Consider the following 17,881-nt stretch of genomic DNA (forward strand, 5'->3'; position numbering starts at 1 on the left):
CTTAGTCCGGTGCCAAGTCTGCCGAATAAGTAGCTTCTGCTAATTCACGGCGTGCAACTTGGTGTTCAACATAACTGATCAGTTCGTCATAAAATTCGTCTGAGATTTTTGTACTGAAAGTACGATCAAAGACATGTCTCTTCTTAGCGAGCTGTGCTTCTTCATTTGATAAGGCAATATAAGCACCACGGCCATGTGCCTTACCTGTCGGGTCAATGGAGATTTGCCCCTCTTTGTTAAAAGCAATACGTAAAAGATCACGTTTAGCGATTTGCTCACCAGAAACTACAGACTTTCTCATGGGAGTCTTTTTTTGTTTCATAGGCCTATTCTTCAGTTGTTGCTTCTTCTGAAACAGTTTCAGCAACTTCTTCTACAATTTCATCTACTTCTTCAACAAGTGCATCAAGCTCCGCCATTTCCTTTTGGAAATCTTCTTCGGACTTGATATCAATCTTACAGTTTGTAACGTGTGCAGCAAGACGTACATTTTGTCCACGTTTACCGATTGCTAAGGATAATTGATCTTGAGCAACAACTGCAATTGCTGAACCGTCTTCACGGATAGCCACTTGCTCGATACGAGCTGGTTTAAGTGCGTTGGCAATCAAGGTTGCTTTGTCGGCATTATATTCGATGATATCCATCTTTTCACCAGCAAGCTCACGGATAATACCTTGAATACGTGCACCTTTTGCACCAACCATTGTACCGATAGCATCGACGTTTTCATCATGACTTTCGACAATGACTTTCGCACGATCACCTGCATCACGCGCAACAGATTTGATTTCTACTGTTCCATCGTAAACTTCAGGGATTTCTTTTTCAAACATACGTTTAAGCATATCTGGCGCTGTACGGCTGATGAAGACACGTGTCCCTTTTGGTGTCAAAAGTACGTCAGTCACATAAACTTTCACTTTGTCACCAACGTGATAATTTTCTTGACTGATACGGTCTTTGGCTGTCAAAAGTGCATCCACACGGCCCAAGTTAACGTAAACTGCACGCGCATCAACTTTTTCAACGGTACCCATGATGATTTCATCTTTATAACGGCTGTATTCATTGTAAATGATTGTACGTTCTTCTTCACGCATTTTTTGCATGATAACTTGTTTAGCTGCTCCCGCTGCTGTACGTGCAAAATCTTTTGGTTTTTCTTCAAACATGATTTTGTCGCCAATTTCATAATGCGGGTTTAATTCTTGGGCATCTTCAAGTGAGATTTCAAGACGGCTATCAAAGACTTCATCCACAATTTCACGTGTTGAGTAAACATTGAAGTTTCCTTTTTTCTCATCGAAAATAACTTTCACATTTTGTGCTTGACCATATTGGCGCTTGTAAGCAGCTGTGATTGCTTGCTCAATTGCTTCGATAACAATCTCTTGTTTAATGCCTTTTTCTTCTTCTAGCATTGTAAAGGCGTTAAGCATTTCCTTGCTCATTTTGTTTTTTCCTCTTTCTTGAGTTTTTTGGAAAATATTTTCTTTTTATTATTTCGGTTGAGAGACTTACTCTCAGAGCATTTAGAATTTCTTACAACTTCACTAAAGTTGTTGCTTTTGAAATCTTATCTGCTGGAATTTCAACTGTTTTCTTACGGGCTTTATCCATATATTCTACAGTTAAGGTGTTGTCCTCAAACTTCACCAAATCTCCAACAAATTCTTTTTCGCCTTCAATTTTTTGATAAAGTTTTACAAGAATGTACTCACCAATGGCACTTTGAAAATGTTCAGCTTTTTTAAGCGGACGTTCTGCACCAGGGCTTGCAACTTCAAGCATATAACCTTCCGTTGGAAATGGATCTGGCGAAATTGTGTCTAGCAAAGGTGAAAGAATTTCACTTAAATCGGCTGTGTCTTGAATCGTAATGCCATCTGCCTTATCCACCAAAAGTCGCAAAACCATATCTCCGCCAAGTTTTTCCCACTCAACATCAATCAATTCAAACTCTTCTGGTAGGTGAGGCAAGATGAAATCTTCTACTGTTTTTACAAGTGTTTCTGACATCTCTTCTCCTTTCAGAAAACAACACAGAAGGAGCGTCCTCACGAACGCTCCTTTCTAGTAGTTTTTTATTTAAGACTATTATAGCACATTTTTGCGGTTTGTCAAGTGGCATGATTACGCAGGGTGTACCGTTTAAACTTCCTAACTCGCACATAAAATTTCTTTGAAAATTCTTGAAAATCTAGCATTAAAGGGCTATGATAAAAAGAGTGTAATTTATAGGAGATGTTTATGAAAATTTATTTTCAGTTACTTATTATTTTTGGTTTTTCTTTCGTGGGAGATACGCTGTCAAACAGTTTGCATCTTCCTGTTCCCGGGAGTATTTTAGGAATGATTTTTTTATTCCTTGCGTTGCAATTTAAAGTTTTAAAATTCACTGATGTAGATGAGGTTGGGAGTTTCTTAATCAATAACATGACGATTTTATTTTTACCTGCTGGTGTGGGAATCATGGCCAAATGGTCCTTGATTTCCGATTTTTGGTGGCAAATAGCTTTGATTGTTCTTCTTGCTCTTATTGTGAATGTCTTTGTTTTAGGTCATTTGGTTCAATTTATCAAAGTCAAATATGAAGGAGATTACCTCGAACCAGAATTGTTAAAAAATAAAAGAGAGGTAAACTGATGGATGCCATTACTTCTAGCCCGTTATTTGGTTTAACACTTACTATTTTAATATTTATTATTGGTGTACGTATCAATGAAAATATACGTAAGCCTTGGACGAATCCCTTACTTTTTGCAACCCTCGTTATTATTTTGATTTTGGTTGTAGCTAAAATACCTTATGAGAATTATTACAAAGGAGGCGCGATACTAAACGACTTGATTGGTCCTTCAACTGTTGCCTTAGGTATTCCTTTGTATAAAACCTTCCAGCTCATGAAGCATCATGCAAGATCAATTTTAATCAGTATCGCTGCTGCTGCTCTTATTAATACAGTTATTACGGCCTTATTGTTAAAATTTTTCGGTTTATCAAAATTAGCTTCATTGTCCCTTTTCCCAAAATCTGTAACTACTGCGATGGCTATTGGTATCACAGAAAAAATGCAAGGTGTGACAACGATTACGGTTGTCGTGGTCGTGGCTACCGGAATCTTGACCAGTGTCCTTGGCGTGCCATTGATGAAACTTTTTAAAATTAAAGACCCTGTGGCCCAAGGTGTGGTGCTCGGCGGCACTGGACATGCCGTTGGTACAGGAACTGCTATTGAACTAGGAAAAGTTCAAGGCGCCATGGGAGCTTTAGCGATTGGTGTAACCGGGATTATGTACGTGATTTTTGCACCTTTAGTGGCACATATTATTCTGGGTTATTGAGCCTAACTGTCTGAAATTCTAACCAGTTATAATAAAAAGCTTGAAGATTAACTTCAAGCTTTTTATTATTTACGTTTACGTGCAATCAAATGAATTGGTGTACCTTCAAAGACAAAGGCTTTACGGATTTGATTTTCTAAGAAACGCATATAAGAGAAATGCATAAGCTCCTCTTCATTAACAAAGACCACAAATGTTGGTGGTTTAACAGCAACTTGGGTTGCATAGAAAATCTTCAAACGTTTTCCTTTATCTGTCGGTGTTGGATTAATTGCTACTGCATCCATAATAACATCATTCAAGACAGAACTTGAAATACGAAGGTTTTGTGAAAGATGAATTTCCTTAATCATATCTGGAAGCTTATGAAGACGTTGACCTGTTTTAGCTGAAACATAAACAATCGGTGCATAATCAAGGAATTTAAATTTCCAACGAATATCGTCTTCGAATTTTTTCATAGTGTAATTGTCTTTTTCAAGTGTATCCCACTTGTTTACTACGAGAAGAATTCCCTTACCTGCATCATGAGCGAAGCCAGCAATCCGCATATCGTATTCACGAATTCCCTCTTCTGCATTGATGACCATAAGCACAATGTCGCTCCGATCAATAGCACGCATAGCACGCATTACAGAATATTTTTCTGTATTTTCGTAGATTTTCCCAGATTTACGCATCCCTGCTGTATCAATCATGAGGAATTCTTGCCCTTCTGCATCAGTAAAGCTTGTATCAATCGCATCACGTGTCGTACCTGCGACAGGGCTGGCAATGACACGATCTTCTCCGAGAATAGCGTTAATCAAACTTGATTTACCAACGTTTGGACGACCAATCAAACTAAATTTGATGACATCTGGATTTTCTTCTTCTGTTTCTGTTGGCAGGTTTTCAATGATTGCATCAAGAACGTCCCCTGTCCCTAAGCCGTGTACAGCGGATACAGGATAAGGTTCTCCCAGACCAAGTGAATAGAAGTCGAAGATTTCCATTCGGCGCTCCGGGTTATCTACTTTATTGACAACGAGGATAACTGGTTTATCTGTACGGTAGAGAATTTGTGCTACATGTTCATCAGCATCAGTAATTCCTGTTTCTCCATCCACAACAGCTACGATAACATCCGCTTCTTCCATCGCTATCTCTGCTTGGGCACGGATCTGTGTCATGAAGGGCTCATCCGAAAGTTCAATCCCTCCGGTATCAATAAGCGAGAATTTTTTGTTCAACCATTCGCCTGTGGCATAAATACGGTCACGTGTTACTCCAGGAATATCTTCAACAATCGAGATACGTTCTCCAGCAATACGGTTAAAAATCGTCGATTTTCCGACATTTGGTCGGCCGACAATGGCTACTGTAGGTAGTGTCATTTATTTTTTATCCTTTTCTTATCAGTAATATCAGTAATAAGTTTACTTCTCTTATTCCTCATCTTCTTCTTTTCATCTAAAAGAGAAAAAGTATGCATTGTAATTATAACATTTTACTGGCTATTTTTATAGCTCTGCCTTTTCAGATTAAAAGTGAGCCCGGAATTCTTGCTCACTTTTGATTATTTTTTAAGTTTTTTAAAGGGAATCTCCTTCACACCGAGAATATCTAGGGCAAAGTTAAAGATTGGAATTCCCACGATAAGGCCCCAAACACCGAAGAAATGTTCTCCTAAGAAAAGAATCACGAAAGTGTAAAACATAGGCAGTTTTGTCTTATGGGCCATCAGATGCGGGTTGAGGACATAAGACTCAAGAGCATGGATTAAAGCAACCATCAGTAACACAAAGATGACATCCCTAATCCCGCCGATAGAATAACCGATGATGGATAAAGGAATACAAGAGACAAGTACACCAGCAACAGGAACAAGGCTCAGTAAGAAAATCATTACGCCCAAACTCAATAACTCTGGAAAGCCCATGAAGCTTAACGCAATAAGTGTCAAAGCGGTATTAACGAGAGCAATAATAAATTGCGTTTCCAAGACAACACCAAAGCCTGTAAAGAATTTGCTTGCCAGATAATAGACGTCTTCAAAGAACCAAGCAAAGTCACTTTCCAAGAAAAGAGCTGAGAATTTATTGGTTTCTTTACGATCAATAGTGAAGAAGAAACTCATTAAGAAGGCGAAAACGACAATGAGTAACCCTTTCCCAAAGCTGGTTACATAATCAACCAAAGTCCCCAAACTGCTTTGCAGTTTATCTGCCAAGTTGTATTCTTTAAAAAGATTATATATCGAATCCATCAGCGCACTCTCGCCATTGCTGTTGTTCTGGTAAAACTTACTTACTGCATTGATGAGGTGCGTGAGCTGATTGACCAATACGGGAATATATTCCGTAATACCTAAGTAGATTAAAAAAAGAATGACACCATATAGGATAAAACCACTTATTTTACCAGGAAGTTTAATTTTTCGCTCGATAAAGCTGACAAAACGATAGGCGAGGTAGCTGAAGACGAAAGTCAAGAGCATCAGTGGGAGAATGCTTCGTACAAAATAGAGTACAGCAATGAGAAACGCCAAAACGACCCATCTTCTAAGTTTTTCATTTTTTATAAAATTTTGGTAGTATTCCATTAATTCCCATCCTTCAATTTTTATAGATTAAAAAATTGTATTTTCACATTTTCAAGCTTCTAAATTATATCATGTTTAGCATGCAAAAAGATACATCTTAAGATGTATCTTTTATATTTTATTTCTTTTTGCCTTTTTTCATTTTTTTCTGCGCCCGTTTCATGGCTTGTTTCATGGCAAATTGTGTAGCTTTACCTTTGAGCCCACCACCGAACATAGAGCTCATATCAGGTGTTCCGGAAGATGCTCCTCCTCCCATAAGACCTTGCAAGTCTCCTAGAGAGGACATATCTGGCATACCTCCAGGCATATTTTTCATGTTTGGCATTTTACCGCCAGCGCCGCCCATCATTTGCTGCATCATTGAATTCATGTCGCCATTCATAATACCTTGCATCATGTCTTTAGACTGATTGAATTGCTTGATGAACTTGTTAACCTCGATAAAACTATTTCCTGAACCAGCAGCAATACGTCGACGACGAGCGGGTGAAAGTTCGACTTCCAATTGACGCTCAGCTGGTGTCATAGATAGCACAATAGCACGTTTACGTGCAATGTCTTTCGGATCAACCTTAACATTTTCAATTCCTGGCATTTGTGACATGCCTGGAATCATCTTCATAATGTCTTCCATTGGTCCCATGTTTGTCACTTGGTCAAGCTGTTCCACAAAGTCGCTGTAATCAAAACGGTTTTCCGCCATCTTTTCAGCCATCTTCATCGATTGTTCTTCATCAAACTGTGCTTGAGCCTTTTCAATCAAGGTCAACATGTCCCCCATACCGAGGATACGAGAGCTCATACGATCAGGATAGAAAGTTTCCAAGTCGGTCAGTTTCTCACCTGTACCAGTAAATTTGATGGGTTTTCCTGTAATTTCTCGAATAGATAAAGCCGCACCACCACGGGTATCACCATCAAGTTTGGTAATAATAACACCACTGATATCTAATTTTTCATCAAAAGTTTTCGCTACTTGAGCAGCAACTTGACCTGTCATGGCATCAACAACCAACAGAATTTCGGTTGGTTGTGCGAGGTCTTTAATCTCTTGCAACTCGTTCATGAGCTTATCGTCAATTTCGAGACGACCTGCCGTATCAATCAAGACATAGTCTTTACGCTCCTCACGTGCTTGAGCAAGACCATTTTTAACAATATTTACCGGACTTTCGGCTGTTCCCTCATCATAGACAGGAATATCAAGCTGTTCACCTAATGTTTTTAATTGATCAATGGCTGCTGGACGATAAACGTCAGCCGCAATCATCATTGGGCGTGCATTTTGTTCTTCTTTAAGTTTTTTAGCAAGTTTACCAGCAAAGGTTGTTTTACCTGCCCCTTGCAAACCAACCATCATGATGATTGTTGGAATTTTAGGTGATTTGAGCAGCTCAGCTTCGCCGCCACCCAAAATCGCAGTTAATTCTTCGTTAACAATCGAAATAATTTGTTGCGCAGGATTCAGTGCTTCTGAGACTTCCGTCCCAATCGCACGTTCGCGAATTGCTTTGATAAACTTTTTCACTACAGGAAGAGCAACGTCGGCTTCAAGAAGGGCCACACGTATTTCTTTCGTAATTTCTGTTACATCTTGTTCTGTAATTTTCTTTTTGCCACGCAAATTTTTAAAGACATTTTGCAAACGTTCAGTTAAATTTTCAAAAGCCATATTTATATTCCAGTTCTATTATTTTATTCAGATAGTTTTATTATACCATATTCTGTCGAGGCTTAAATCCACCAGAAGTTGGAAAAATTCTAATTTTGTTCAGAAAGTTTTTGGATATCTTCAGGACGACCAATGACAAAGAGTGAATCCCCAATCATGAGTCGAGTGTCTCCTGAGGCTATTTCAACTTTTCCATTAATATGCTTAACATAGCTGATGTTTAAGTCGTAATGATTAAAATCATCAATTTCAGAAATAACCCGATTATTCATTTTACGTGAACATACTTTTACTTCTGCGAACTCAATATTCTCAGCAATGTCCACGACATTACTGATATTCTCAAAGATTAAACTTTCGGCAATCTTACGTCCCATTTCTACCTCAGGAAGAACCACACGATCAGCGCCAATTTTTTCCAAAAGACGATAATGATTTTTATCTACAGCCTTGGTTATTACTTGAGGCACTCCAGCATCTTTTGCTAGCATAGTAACTAGCACAGAAGACTGGATGTCTTCACCTATTGCTACAATAGCAACGTCAAAATCTTGAATGCCTATCTCGTCCAAGACACGTTCATCTTTTGCATCGGCAATGATGGCATTAGGAACCATATCCTTAAAAAGATTGACACGATCTTCGTTCTGGTCAATCACGAGCAAATCTGCTTCCGTTTCGGCGATCGTTTTCGCAACCGCTGAGCCAAAACGTCCCAGACCTATAACAACAAATGATTTCATATTAACCTACCATTACCTTTTCTTCAGGGTATTTATAAAGCGACTCATGACTGTCTTTGGCATTCAGAGAATAAATAATCGTAAAGACACCAACGCGTCCGATAAACATAAGAATTCCTACGATAATCTTACCTGGGATATTGAGTCCTGGAGTTACTCCCATACTTAAACCCACGGTCGATAGTGCAGAAATAACTTCGAACAAGAGCTGATCCACACGGAATTTTGGATTGGTTAAGAGCAAGGCAAAAGTTGCAATAACCATCATAAAGAAATAAAGAAAAACAGACTCATAAGCTTGTTTGACAACACTTTGAGGAATAGTTCTATTTTTAAAACTTGTATGTTTGTCACGTTTAATGATTGAACGAACATTGAGTGCTAGAACACCGATTGTTGTCGTCTTCAAACCGCCTGCTGTAGACCCAGATGTACCACCGATAATCATCAACATAATTGTCAAAAAGATACTGGCCTGACTAAACAGAGTGTATTCTTGAATAGAAAAGCCCGCGGTTCTCTGAGAAATCGATAAGAATAAACTCTGCATGGTAAAAATTGCTGGGTTATTACTTACACTTTCAAAATCAGAGATTAAAAAGAGTATCATGCCACCAAAGATGAGAAAAGTTGTTGTTGTCAATGCCAAACGTGTATGTAAAGACAATTTTCTTTGCTTTTTGTAGTTAAGCAGGTCCATCATAACGATAAAACCTAAACTGCCGCATACAATCATCGAGGCGATGACCATTAAGACATAATGAGAATGTTCATAAAGCATGAGCGAATTACCAAACAAATCAAAGCCGGCATTACAATAAGCCGAAATAGCATGGAACACACTGTACCATAAACCTTTAACCAATCCAAACTTTGGCACAAAAGCAAAGGACAAGAGAACACCTCCGCAAAATTGAATAAGAAAAGAAATGATTAAAACATTGATAACAACACGAACACCCGAGCTAATATCAGATAGGCTGTATGATTCTTGAATAATCAAGCGGGACTTAAGCGACATCTTCTGGTTGAGCAATAAAAAGATACTGACAACCAAAGTCATAAATCCTAATCCACCAATTTCAATCAATAAAAGTAAGATAACTTGACCAAAAAGCGACCAGTGAGCGCTTGTATCAATAACGGTTAAACCTGTAACACAGGTTGCTGATACAGCTGTAAAGAGCGCATCGACAGGATGAGTAAATTGTCCTGTTTTGGAGGAAATCGGTAAACTCAACAGTGTCCCGCCCACAATGACAAGAGTCAAAAAGGCGATAAAAATAATCTGCAAAGCTGTTAATTTTTTTAAATTTTTCTGCATAAGTCGCTTGCTTACTCTCCTATAGTTCTGTGCCCTGGGAACTTGCCATTATCAAAAAAATATAGCAAAAGACAGGCCTTTACTATATGATAATTTTTCAACGTTCTTGAACAAACCCTGTCCTAGAAGTCTTATTCAGACTTTTCAGTGGGTTTATTTGCTTTCTTTTTGTTGCTCTTGTAACGACGTGTTAATTCTTGTGGGGCACGCGCTTCCATCACGACAGGAAGAACAACTGGTTTACGACGTGTTTGGTTGTAGAGGAATTTACCAAGAGCATCACGAATAGCGCCCTTAAGTTCTGACCAATCGAAAGTTGTTCCTGCAAGATATTTTTCAACGGTTTCATTAACCAAATTTCCTGCATCTTTCATCAAATCACGTGATGTTTTGACATAGACAAAGCCACGCGTATGTACACGTGTTTGACTGATAATTTTACGGTCGCTCTTACTGATAGTGATAACAGCAATGAAAATACCGTCTTCTGACAAAACTTTACGGTCTCGTAAAACGACAGAACCAATGTCCCCAATACCTGAACCATCAATCATTACGTTTTCTGCTGGTACAACACCTGCAGGAATCATTTCGTCTTTTTTGTTGAATGAAACAGATTCCCCTTTTTTCGCGATAAAGATGTGCTCTGGAAGCATGCCCATTTCCATGGCTAATTCAGCATGTGCACGTAACTCACGGTATTCACCTTGAATAGGGATAAGATTTTTAGGTCGTAAGATATCAATCATAAATTGCAAATCACGCGCATTGGCATGACCTGAAACTTTTAAATCTCCACCCAACATCTTCATCACACCACCTGCACGATAAACGTCATTTTCAATGCGTGCCACTAATGTTTCATAAGCTACTGAAGGGGTTGTTACAGCAAATGCTACATCGCCTTCTTTGATTTTCACCCATTTGTGACGTTTGTGCGCCATGTCACCGAGAACTTTTAAGGGTTCACCCATACGTCCTGTTTCAATGATAACAAGCTCATCATCAGCATATTTACTGATTTCATTTGGTTTAATGATTGCTTTTTTATCTTCAATTTGCAACTTCTTCAAACGTGTTGCTGTTTCGACGATTTGGTCCATATCTTGACCAGTAAAGACGATATGGCGTCCGAGCTTGATTGCTGCATCAACGACTTGTTGGATGCGCCCGAGATTCCCTGCGTTACAAGCAATGATCACACGACCTTGTGCTTCATCAATTGTGTCAAATATTTTTTCGTAGATTTCATGTTCACTTGCAGATTGAGCCGTTGACAAAGCATTTGGTGAGCTTGAAAGTAAAGCAAGGACTTTACTGCTTCCAATTTCAGCAAGGCGTCGCATGTTTGTACGATAGCCAGGCGCAACTGCTGGATCAAAACGGAAATCTCCTGTATAAACAATATTTCCGGAGTCAGTTCCAATGACAATCCCCATTGATTCTGGAATTGTATGTGTTGTTGAAAAGAAGGAAATTACAGCTTGACCAAAATCAATTTCTGTTTCTTCGTTGACCACGTGGAAATCCTTAAACTTCTTGCTGCCATCATAATTGCGCACATTAATCTTCGCAAGTTCAATCGTCAACTCACTCCCAAATACAGGAACACGTAATTCAGAAACGATATAAGGTAATGCGCCAATCGAATCGGCATGACCATGCGTCAAGAAAATCCCTGCAACACGATCAGCATTTTCAACTAAATAGTCAATGTCTGGAATAACAAAGTCAATTCCTAACATGTCACTGTCCGCATATTTCAGACCAGCATCGAGAACGAATATTTGTTCGTTCACCTCTGCTAAGTACATATTTTTACCAAATTCGCGTACACCGCCTAAGGGTGTAATTTTTATATCTGCCATTTATTTATTAATTAAAACCTTTCTTATTTCGTAATAAAAGGGATTGGCATTCCAATCCCTACCGAGAATACTTACTATAAGTATAACTCAAAGCAAGCAAAAAATCAATCAAATATTCGTCAATCCCTCATATCATGCGGTTTATCGTTACTTAACATTTTTAAGCTTTCCCGTATATCTTCTTCGTATTTTGCGAAAAACTTTTGATTTTTAATCCGCAAACAACCTCGTCCTATAACTGACTTTGGAAATCGCTCCTGTAAAGTCACATTACTTCCATAAAAATAGAGCGCAACATAATTTTTTTGAGCAGAAATATTAAGCATACCAGCTTCTTCGTATCCTGGACTTGGATGAGAATTTGCTCCCAAAGCGAGAGCGGAAAAAGTTCTTCCATTATCAAAATAACGCAAGTTTTCATCTGGAAACACTGTCTTAACCAACTGCGTAACTTGTCTTAAAAGTTGTGGATTAGGCGACTGTGATATGTAGTCCTCTATTTCCTTTGCGCTTATGTACATCGCACCTCCTTGATTTTCTTTCAATTAAAAATAAGTCTTTAAAAAGTTTGCTACTACTTCGCGATATTTTTCTTTATCTATTTCGTAAGACCGCACATGTCGACCTCCTTTTGCAATATAGATTTCCTTTGGCCCTTTTGTTGCTTCATAGTTTCGATGCACCATTTCCATGGGAACAAAAGTATCCTGATCTCCGTGGATAAAGAGGAACGGCTTCGTATTTTTATTTAATTGCGTAATTGACGAGGCTTCCTTCCAATCGTACCCCGCAAAAAGTTTAGACCAAAAAGAAAGGAGGTGAATCAGCGGAAATTGTGGCAAATGATAATCATGCTTTGCTTTATGAGCCAACTCGTTCCAAACCGTATCATAACCACAGTCTTCAATAAAACACTTAACATGTTCAGGTAAGTTTTCCCCCGAAAGCATCATTGTTGCAGAGGCACCCATCGAAATACCAAACATTGCGATTTCACTTTTAGGACTTTTCTCAATAATCTGTTTAATCCAGCCTAGGTTATCTTTACGGTCTAACCAACCAAAACCAATGAATTTTCCTGGACTTTTTGCACCTGCACGATAATCCGGCATGAGGACATTGTAGCCCAGTTCATGAAAGAGCCAACCAAAAGCACCATATCTGTCTCGAACAGATTTATACCCGTTAGCCAACAAGATAGTCTTATCTGTCGGCTTTGTCGCTGGTAAATACCAGGCCTTAAGCGTTAAATTATCGTGTGTCTGTAAACACCATTCTTCTTTTTTGGCTTGCATAAAAGCGTACCATTCGGGATAAAGAGGATCATTGCTTTGGGGTTGTTGAATCCAAATGCTACGATTTTTATTTTCAATAAATATAAACAGACCAAAGCTAACAATAAGAACTAAAAAAATGAGAGCCAACACTAGTATTAAAAAAGTTAACATGAGCCTATTATAACACGACTTGTGTAACAACTTTAATTGTTTTCTTCTCCATAAAAAAAAAAGAGAGTTAAAATCTCCTTTTTCCTTCTATTTATTACCTGGAACATCAGACAATGTCCATGTCAGTTCTCCTTGATATTTTGCTGCATATTGTTGGGTCACAGGTACATCAAGATAGAGCCCTTTTTTCGTTGTACTTCCCCAATTTTGGCTGAGATTAAAGGTTCCACCATTCGTGCCACTTGGCTGACTTTGTACTTGAGCATTACTTGATGAAAGTACGGTATGGTTGCTGCCATCAGCACTAAAGAATAAAGTCCCAGCTAGTGAATGACCACCAGTAATTGGTGTACCCGTAGCATCAACTTCAACTAAGGGCTGACTTTCTTTTACAAACATTGTCCATCCTGTATTCTTGCTGCTTTGTCTTGTATCGGTAACTACAAGATCCTGATCATAGGCAGGAAAATCAACCACATTATTATTTTTAACTTTTAGCTGTCCAAAATCCATTGTAGATGGTGCACTAGTAAAATTTAGACTCCCTGTAAAGATAGATATGGCAATAGTTTTGGAAATGCTTTTATCTGAGCTCGAAAAATTGTAAGTCACATCAATATTGTCATTAGATTGAGCATTCTTCAAGGCCGTAAAATATGCAGCAGAATCCTCTAAAGCTGCTGAACTAACTGTTCCGTCAGAATGATAAGCTTTTGCTTGCGTATAATAATCAAGTGTTGTCTGATCACTGTTAGCTCCAATCGTATTAGCGATATCCTGCCCTAAAGTTACCGGGTATGCATTGATCGCTTTCTGACGATCAGAGGAGATGATTGCATCATCAGAAACAACGACAAGATGCGCTTGTGCTGTTTCATTTGTCGTTGACCACGTAACTGGAATGTCAATATAATCTTTACCATTTAGCCCGCCATTGGCAGTCGCTAAAGTATTTCCGTCAAGCTTTAGGCCTGTTAAGTCTTGCCCCTTTACTTCCATCAAAGATTGAAGTTGACTTTCAGTGAGCGTTTTTGCCATATTTTCTGAGAGAATAATATTTCCTGCTGTAAGCTTTTGAGTAATCGTTATTGTTGCCTTAGGTGCAATAACTGGCACTGCTGCTGATACCCTATTAACTGCAAGCATACTTGGAAGAGCAACAGACAGAACTGCGCCCATTATAAAAAATCGTTTCATTTTTCTCCTCTCCTCCTATGCTGGTCCATCTGCGATGGTATATTTAAAGATACCAGATGGTGTTCCTGTTTGTGTCAGTAGTGTATTTTTAGCTTTAATTTTTATTCCCGAAGTTTGTGGAGCAGTCAATGTGTAATTTTGCCCTGCATTAGCCATTGAAATAAAAGAAGGTAAACTTGTATCTGAAGTTACTGAGGCGATAGACACAGCCAAGCCCGTACCTAAAGTTTTGTTATCAGCTGGATTGGCAGGATTACTCCAATAATAATCGATATTATCTGCAAAATTATTTTGCATCATTGTTACCGAAAGATTAAAGTTTGGCGCTTGTCCTCGATCGTCCCCTACTACCAATGTTTGTGTCTCATTTCCATTGATTAGATTTGACCAAGAGCTATCAGCTGGTGTACCATTGCTATCATTTGGATTTAAAGAGATATTAAAACTTCTTGCCATGGATGATTTAGCTGCAACCATCCAGAAGCCTATTGGCTGATACCAAGATATATATTTGGCAGTTTTCATCCCTGTTAAATCGGCGCTAGAATAATTATTAGGTACCAAATTAGAACTGGCATTAGCACCTAAGCCAGTAATTGTTCCTGTGTTTTGTCTGTACCAGATATCACCCGTACTTAGGTTATTTTGGTTAGGTGTAACCAGATCTGGGAGACTTGCATCAAATACAGCTGCTGTAGTTGATGTATGAGTCCTTAATCCATTTCCTGCTATCGTTATAGGAAAATTGTTACTCGAATTCACAGTCGGATCAAAAACTGATCCTCCTAGGGTATTTAGGGTCACTACTTTAGGATCATCTAACGTTATACCACTGCCAGTTCCAGGATTTCCATAAACTAGACTACCAGAAGTTTTTAAATTGTTCAAAAGTAAAGTTGCATTTTGACCAACATTCCATTTGACAACACCGGTCCCTGTAAAACCATTAACATTAATGCGGCCACCACCCGTTGTTACGGCCAATCTCCCGTTATTGCCGATATTTACCGTCCAAGAATTATTAGCAACAGCGTAGAACCACCCACCACTATACCTTGCAGCAGTAGCAGCTGTCCCTTTTATATCGAAAGCAGCATTATTACCAATGTCCCACACCATTGGACCACTGTTCCCGTCATCATAATACATACAATAAGTATCGTTTAAATTCCAAACAAGTTGGGCACTATCATCCACTTTCATGGTATGTGAGTTATTATAATATGTATAATAAGGTTGATCAAATCCCCAGTTTTGGTTTAGGGTTGTCGTTCCCGTGACAACTTCAACCCATTTTCCACCTTGAATCCATTCACCTTGGTTATCAGCTCCCGTTAGTCCTACTGAAGTCATATTATTATCTTGTTGAATATTAAAGGTATTGGTTCCATAGAACAGTATTTTTCCATTGTCATTTCGGATTGGTTGAGCTGCTGCGCGTGGTGCTCCATTTGTAACTGTCACATCTTCATAAACAAAGGTTGGAGCGGATCCTCCTGTACCGACTGATTGAAATATACCACCGGTAATATTGTTGGTTATACTGGCATTTTTAACTGCTAAGGTTGTAGAACTACTTACACCAGCATTAGGGACACGAAATGGGCCGCGAATAGTTCCTCCACCAGCACCTGATCCTGAGCCCGCTGTTGTATAATTTGTATCAGTGTCTAAATAGAGCATATGACCATTACCATTAATAGATAGACTTTTACCTTCAACAATTGAAACTCCATTATTTGTATTGGTTGTACTTGAATAACCGGTACCGCCAATGCTTGTATCACCTGCTACATCCCCAACAACATCAAAATAAATCGTATTATTGGAAGCAGCCGTTGGAGTGACAGACTGATAGGTGTCCAGCATGTCCTTCCAGCTATTCGTACTGTAATATGTTGCACCTGCCGTCCCTGTAACTGCACCAGAAGTATCCACATTGCCCGTCAATACTGCCGCGTCTGCCTTTTCTCCTACTACTGTTAAGGTCAAAAGCGTACCCGCTATCAAGAGTGGAGTGATATATTTTTTATTTATTTTCATAAAATTATTTCCTTATAAACCTTGTACGAGTGTATTAGTAAGCGTAGCTTGGTAAGCACCGGGTTTTATGGTTTGAGTTGGATCCAACTGAATTTCAGCAGTTGCAGCTCCACTGCTTTGGTTTCCTTGAGCATTTGTTTGCCCCGTCAAAACACGTCCTGCTTGTCCCAAAATGTTGACCGCATTACTCCCTTTTATCGTACCTGAAGCATTGTCAGCAACAGTAATTTTAAAGAATTTTAGTGGTAACGTTGTTGCTTGACCATCAATAGTTCCTGTGAAATCACTAATTTTCTGTTGCAAATTATATCCGTTTGCATTCCCCGTGATATTAACTATACTATAAGGAACTGTACCTCCTGTCGTTATAGAACCTTTTGTAGAAGCTTCCGTATTTGCAAAGTTAAAGTCTGGAGCTTGTGTAAGGTAGAGATTATCAGTTGTGGGTGCAGTAACAGTAATATAGGTATTTGCAGTGCCATTATCCTTATCTATCTCTGTATCTGCCTGAGTACTGTGTTGTTGCCAAATAGCACTAGTCATCAAGGACATTAGGATGAGGATTCTCATTTTCCCTTTCATTTTTTTACCTTTCTTTTCTTTGTTACATAAATTATTATTCCTGCTCCACCTATTACTAAAGCAGCTAGACTAAGCATTATTAATGGAAAGCTTTTATTTTTTTGCGGTGTAAGCTCTGATGTAACCTGGACCTTTCCTTTATCGTCAACTTTGAGAAGGTAAGTCTCCTTTAAAGTTTTATCTTCTTTGGTCGCCTTGATACTCAGTTCATACTCATTACCTTTTTTTAATTCTTTTTTTACATTTAGCGGTAAGTCAATTTTGGCATAGGGAACAATTGTTCCTGAGCTATAATCTAAACTTGAGTATAATATGCCTTTTTGATCTTTTATCGTTGCCTGAAGTTTTGTTTTTTCTTGCAGAGTATCTTTGTAATTTTGAAGCCGAATAGACTGTTCATCCGTTTTCAAATCAGCTGCAGATAAGGAAACTGAAAAGGAATCGTCTTGCCTGCCCGATTGAAGAATCAACGCAAAAGCTGAGCTATAAATATTCACTAAACTTTGCCCTTTCTCTTCCTCTGTGGCCCGGCGGGTAACATTGATTCCTCCTATCGAAATATTGTTCTTCCAAGAATCAGGGATCTTAATTTTGATTGGTATTTTCTTAGATTCTCCCGCTTGTAAAACAATGGTTTTACTGCCAGGTTTCTTACTATCACCAATGAATACATTATTATAAAAATCGAACAGTTTCGTACTAGAGAGATACTTATGAGCTTCCTCTTTTTTTAAACTATAGTCTATCACGAAGTTCGGATTGGTAACAGCTTGATTTGAAGTAATGTCAAAAGTATTTTTCTGCTTGCCATTATTTATCTGAATTTCTAAATTAATTTCTTCGCCAGGTTGGACATCAAGCCACCAGTAGCCTGTCTTATCATTTGTCTGGTGTTTTTCAAGTATCGGGCGGGCAGAAAAATCTGCACCACCAATATCTTGAGCAAGGACATTTTTTCCACTTGTTATCATGCACAGAAATGTTACAAAAAACAAAAGTGAATGTGTGATGATTTTTTTTTGCATTTATTTCACCTCTCTTCTTACATCCCAGCTAGACTATCAAGCATC

General features: G+C 38.6%; 17 protein-coding genes. 2 read left to right on the plus strand and 15 right to left on the minus strand.

Translation table 11 applies throughout. The annotated features are described in order from the left end of the window. Nucleotide 1: 1 nt before the first annotated feature. From rnpM to rimP, 3 genes are all read right to left on the minus strand, one after another. Nucleotides 2-322, minus strand: a complete 321-nt coding sequence (gene rnpM, locus J0J33_RS09295; RefSeq protein ID WP_004256176.1) for an RNase P modulator RnpM — start codon at nt 320-322, stop codon at nt 2-4. Between the two features lie 4 nt (nt 323-326). Beyond that, nucleotides 327-1,454 carry a transcription termination factor NusA gene (gene nusA / locus J0J33_RS09300; protein ID WP_004256172.1) on the minus strand — a complete coding sequence of 376 codons (1,128 nt, stop codon included), beginning with the start codon at nt 1,452-1,454 and terminating at the stop codon, nt 327-329. 91 nt (nt 1,455-1,545) lie between these two features. After that, complete coding sequence (gene rimP / locus J0J33_RS09305) at nt 1,546-2,022, minus strand: ribosome maturation factor RimP (protein ID WP_019293047.1); 477 nt, start codon at nt 2,020-2,022, stop codon at nt 1,546-1,548. Between the two features lie 231 nt (nt 2,023-2,253). On the opposite strand from rimP, the gene J0J33_RS09310 reads away from it, so the two are divergent. Next, nucleotides 2,254-2,649 (plus strand): CidA/LrgA family protein, encoded by a 396-nt coding sequence (locus J0J33_RS09310; protein WP_019291799.1) that lies wholly within the window; start codon nt 2,254-2,256, stop codon nt 2,647-2,649. Then, nucleotides 2,649-3,347 (plus strand): LrgB family protein, encoded by a 699-nt coding sequence (locus tag J0J33_RS09315; RefSeq protein WP_004256157.1) that lies wholly within the window; start codon nt 2,649-2,651, stop codon nt 3,345-3,347. The genes J0J33_RS09310 and J0J33_RS09315 overlap by 1 nt, the downstream gene beginning before the upstream one ends. A gap of 65 nt (nt 3,348-3,412) precedes the next feature. Here the strand turns inward: J0J33_RS09315 and der are convergent, their stop codons facing one another. The 12 genes from der to J0J33_RS09375 form a co-directional block, all read right to left on the minus strand. Next, nucleotides 3,413-4,723: a ribosome biogenesis GTPase Der gene (gene der, locus J0J33_RS09320; protein WP_206887592.1), complete on the minus strand. Its 1,311-nt coding sequence runs from the start codon at nt 4,721-4,723 to the stop codon at nt 3,413-3,415. Nucleotides 4,724-4,905: 182 nt separating this feature from the next. Further along, entirely contained in the window at nt 4,906-5,931 is a 1,026-nt protein-coding gene (locus J0J33_RS09325) for an AI-2E family transporter (RefSeq protein WP_019293354.1), read from the minus strand. Nucleotides 5,932-6,049: 118 nt separating this feature from the next. Further along, on the minus strand, nt 6,050-7,606 hold the full coding sequence (gene ffh, locus J0J33_RS09330) for a signal recognition particle protein (RefSeq protein WP_046400953.1): 1,557 nt from the start codon (nt 7,604-7,606) through the stop codon (nt 6,050-6,052). Nucleotides 7,607-7,695: 89 nt separating this feature from the next. Next, a complete protein-coding gene (locus J0J33_RS09335; protein ID WP_017369238.1) occupies nt 7,696-8,349 on the minus strand; it encodes a TrkA family potassium uptake protein in 654 nt (217 codons plus the stop codon). Between the two features lies 1 nt (nt 8,350). Further along, the gene (locus J0J33_RS09340; protein ID WP_206887594.1) at nt 8,351-9,673 is read right to left on the minus strand and encodes a TrkH family potassium uptake protein; all 1,323 of its coding nucleotides are present in this window, start codon (nt 9,671-9,673) and stop codon (nt 8,351-8,353) included. Between the two features lie 131 nt (nt 9,674-9,804). Next, on the minus strand, nt 9,805-11,541 hold the full coding sequence (locus J0J33_RS09345) for a ribonuclease J (protein WP_019293356.1): 1,737 nt from the start codon (nt 11,539-11,541) through the stop codon (nt 9,805-9,807). A gap of 119 nt (nt 11,542-11,660) precedes the next feature. Then, nucleotides 11,661-12,062 (minus strand): hypothetical protein, encoded by a 402-nt coding sequence (locus tag J0J33_RS09350; RefSeq protein ID WP_206921829.1) that lies wholly within the window; start codon nt 12,060-12,062, stop codon nt 11,661-11,663. 24 nt (nt 12,063-12,086) lie between these two features. After that, nucleotides 12,087-12,989, minus strand: coding sequence for an alpha/beta hydrolase (locus J0J33_RS09355; RefSeq protein ID WP_240265675.1), 903 nt, complete (start codon nt 12,987-12,989; stop codon nt 12,087-12,089). Nucleotides 12,990-13,076: 87 nt separating this feature from the next. Further along, entirely contained in the window at nt 13,077-14,168 is a 1,092-nt protein-coding gene (locus J0J33_RS09360; protein WP_019293359.1) for a WxL domain-containing protein, read from the minus strand. A 33-nt stretch (nt 14,169-14,201) separates the two neighbouring features. Next, entirely contained in the window at nt 14,202-16,229 is a 2,028-nt protein-coding gene (locus J0J33_RS09365; protein ID WP_206887596.1) for an RTX toxin, read from the minus strand. Nucleotides 16,230-16,241: 12 nt separating this feature from the next. Further along, nucleotides 16,242-16,811 carry a hypothetical protein gene (locus tag J0J33_RS09370; RefSeq protein WP_165716942.1) on the minus strand — a complete coding sequence of 190 codons (570 nt, stop codon included), beginning with the start codon at nt 16,809-16,811 and terminating at the stop codon, nt 16,242-16,244. Beyond that, on the minus strand, nt 16,808-17,836 hold the full coding sequence (locus J0J33_RS09375; protein WP_165716943.1) for a WxL protein peptidoglycan domain-containing protein: 1,029 nt from the start codon (nt 17,834-17,836) through the stop codon (nt 16,808-16,810). Before J0J33_RS09375 ends, J0J33_RS09370 begins: the two co-directional genes overlap by 4 nt. Between the last annotated feature and the right edge of the window lie 45 nt (nt 17,837-17,881).

The sequence above is a fragment of the Lactococcus sp. LG1267 genome, assembly GCF_017309545.1.
Classification (GTDB): Bacteria; Bacillota; Bacilli; order Lactobacillales; family Streptococcaceae; genus Lactococcus; species Lactococcus petauri.

What these genes read in the sequence shown, in the direction of transcription:
- J0J33_RS09365 (WP_206887596.1), bottom strand. Translation starts at nt 16,229, where the DNA reads ATGAAAATAAATAAAAAATATATCACTCCACTCTTGATAGCGGGTACG.
- J0J33_RS09310 (WP_019291799.1), top strand. Translation starts at nt 2,254, where the DNA reads ATGAAAATTTATTTTCAGTTACTTATTATTTTTGGTTTTTCTTTCGTG.
- nusA (WP_004256172.1), bottom strand. Translation starts at nt 1,454, where the DNA reads ATGAGCAAGGAAATGCTTAACGCCTTTACAATGCTAGAAGAAGAAAAA.
- J0J33_RS09370 (WP_165716942.1), bottom strand. Translation starts at nt 16,811, where the DNA reads ATGAAAGGGAAAATGAGAATCCTCATCCTAATGTCCTTGATGACTAGT.
- J0J33_RS09345 (WP_019293356.1), bottom strand. Translation starts at nt 11,541, where the DNA reads ATGGCAGATATAAAAATTACACCCTTAGGCGGTGTACGCGAATTTGGT.
- ffh (WP_046400953.1), bottom strand. Translation starts at nt 7,606, where the DNA reads ATGGCTTTTGAAAATTTAACTGAACGTTTGCAAAATGTCTTTAAAAAT.
- J0J33_RS09315 (WP_004256157.1), top strand. Translation starts at nt 2,649, where the DNA reads ATGGATGCCATTACTTCTAGCCCGTTATTTGGTTTAACACTTACTATT.
- J0J33_RS09340 (WP_206887594.1), bottom strand. Translation starts at nt 9,673, where the DNA reads ATGCAGAAAAATTTAAAAAAATTAACAGCTTTGCAGATTATTTTTATC.
- J0J33_RS09325 (WP_019293354.1), bottom strand. Translation starts at nt 5,931, where the DNA reads ATGGAATACTACCAAAATTTTATAAAAAATGAAAAACTTAGAAGATGG.
- J0J33_RS09375 (WP_165716943.1), bottom strand. Translation starts at nt 17,836, where the DNA reads ATGCAAAAAAAAATCATCACACATTCACTTTTGTTTTTTGTAACATTT.
- J0J33_RS09350 (WP_206921829.1), bottom strand. Translation starts at nt 12,062, where the DNA reads ATGTACATAAGCGCAAAGGAAATAGAGGACTACATATCACAGTCGCCT.
- rnpM (WP_004256176.1), bottom strand. Translation starts at nt 322, where the DNA reads ATGAAACAAAAAAAGACTCCCATGAGAAAGTCTGTAGTTTCTGGTGAG.
- J0J33_RS09355 (WP_240265675.1), bottom strand. Translation starts at nt 12,989, where the DNA reads ATGTTAACTTTTTTAATACTAGTGTTGGCTCTCATTTTTTTAGTTCTT.
- rimP (WP_019293047.1), bottom strand. Translation starts at nt 2,022, where the DNA reads ATGTCAGAAACACTTGTAAAAACAGTAGAAGATTTCATCTTGCCTCAC.
- J0J33_RS09360 (WP_019293359.1), bottom strand. Translation starts at nt 14,168, where the DNA reads ATGGGCGCAGTTCTGTCTGTTGCTCTTCCAAGTATGCTTGCAGTTAAT.
- der (WP_206887592.1), bottom strand. Translation starts at nt 4,723, where the DNA reads ATGACACTACCTACAGTAGCCATTGTCGGCCGACCAAATGTCGGAAAA.
- J0J33_RS09335 (WP_017369238.1), bottom strand. Translation starts at nt 8,349, where the DNA reads ATGAAATCATTTGTTGTTATAGGTCTGGGACGTTTTGGCTCAGCGGTT.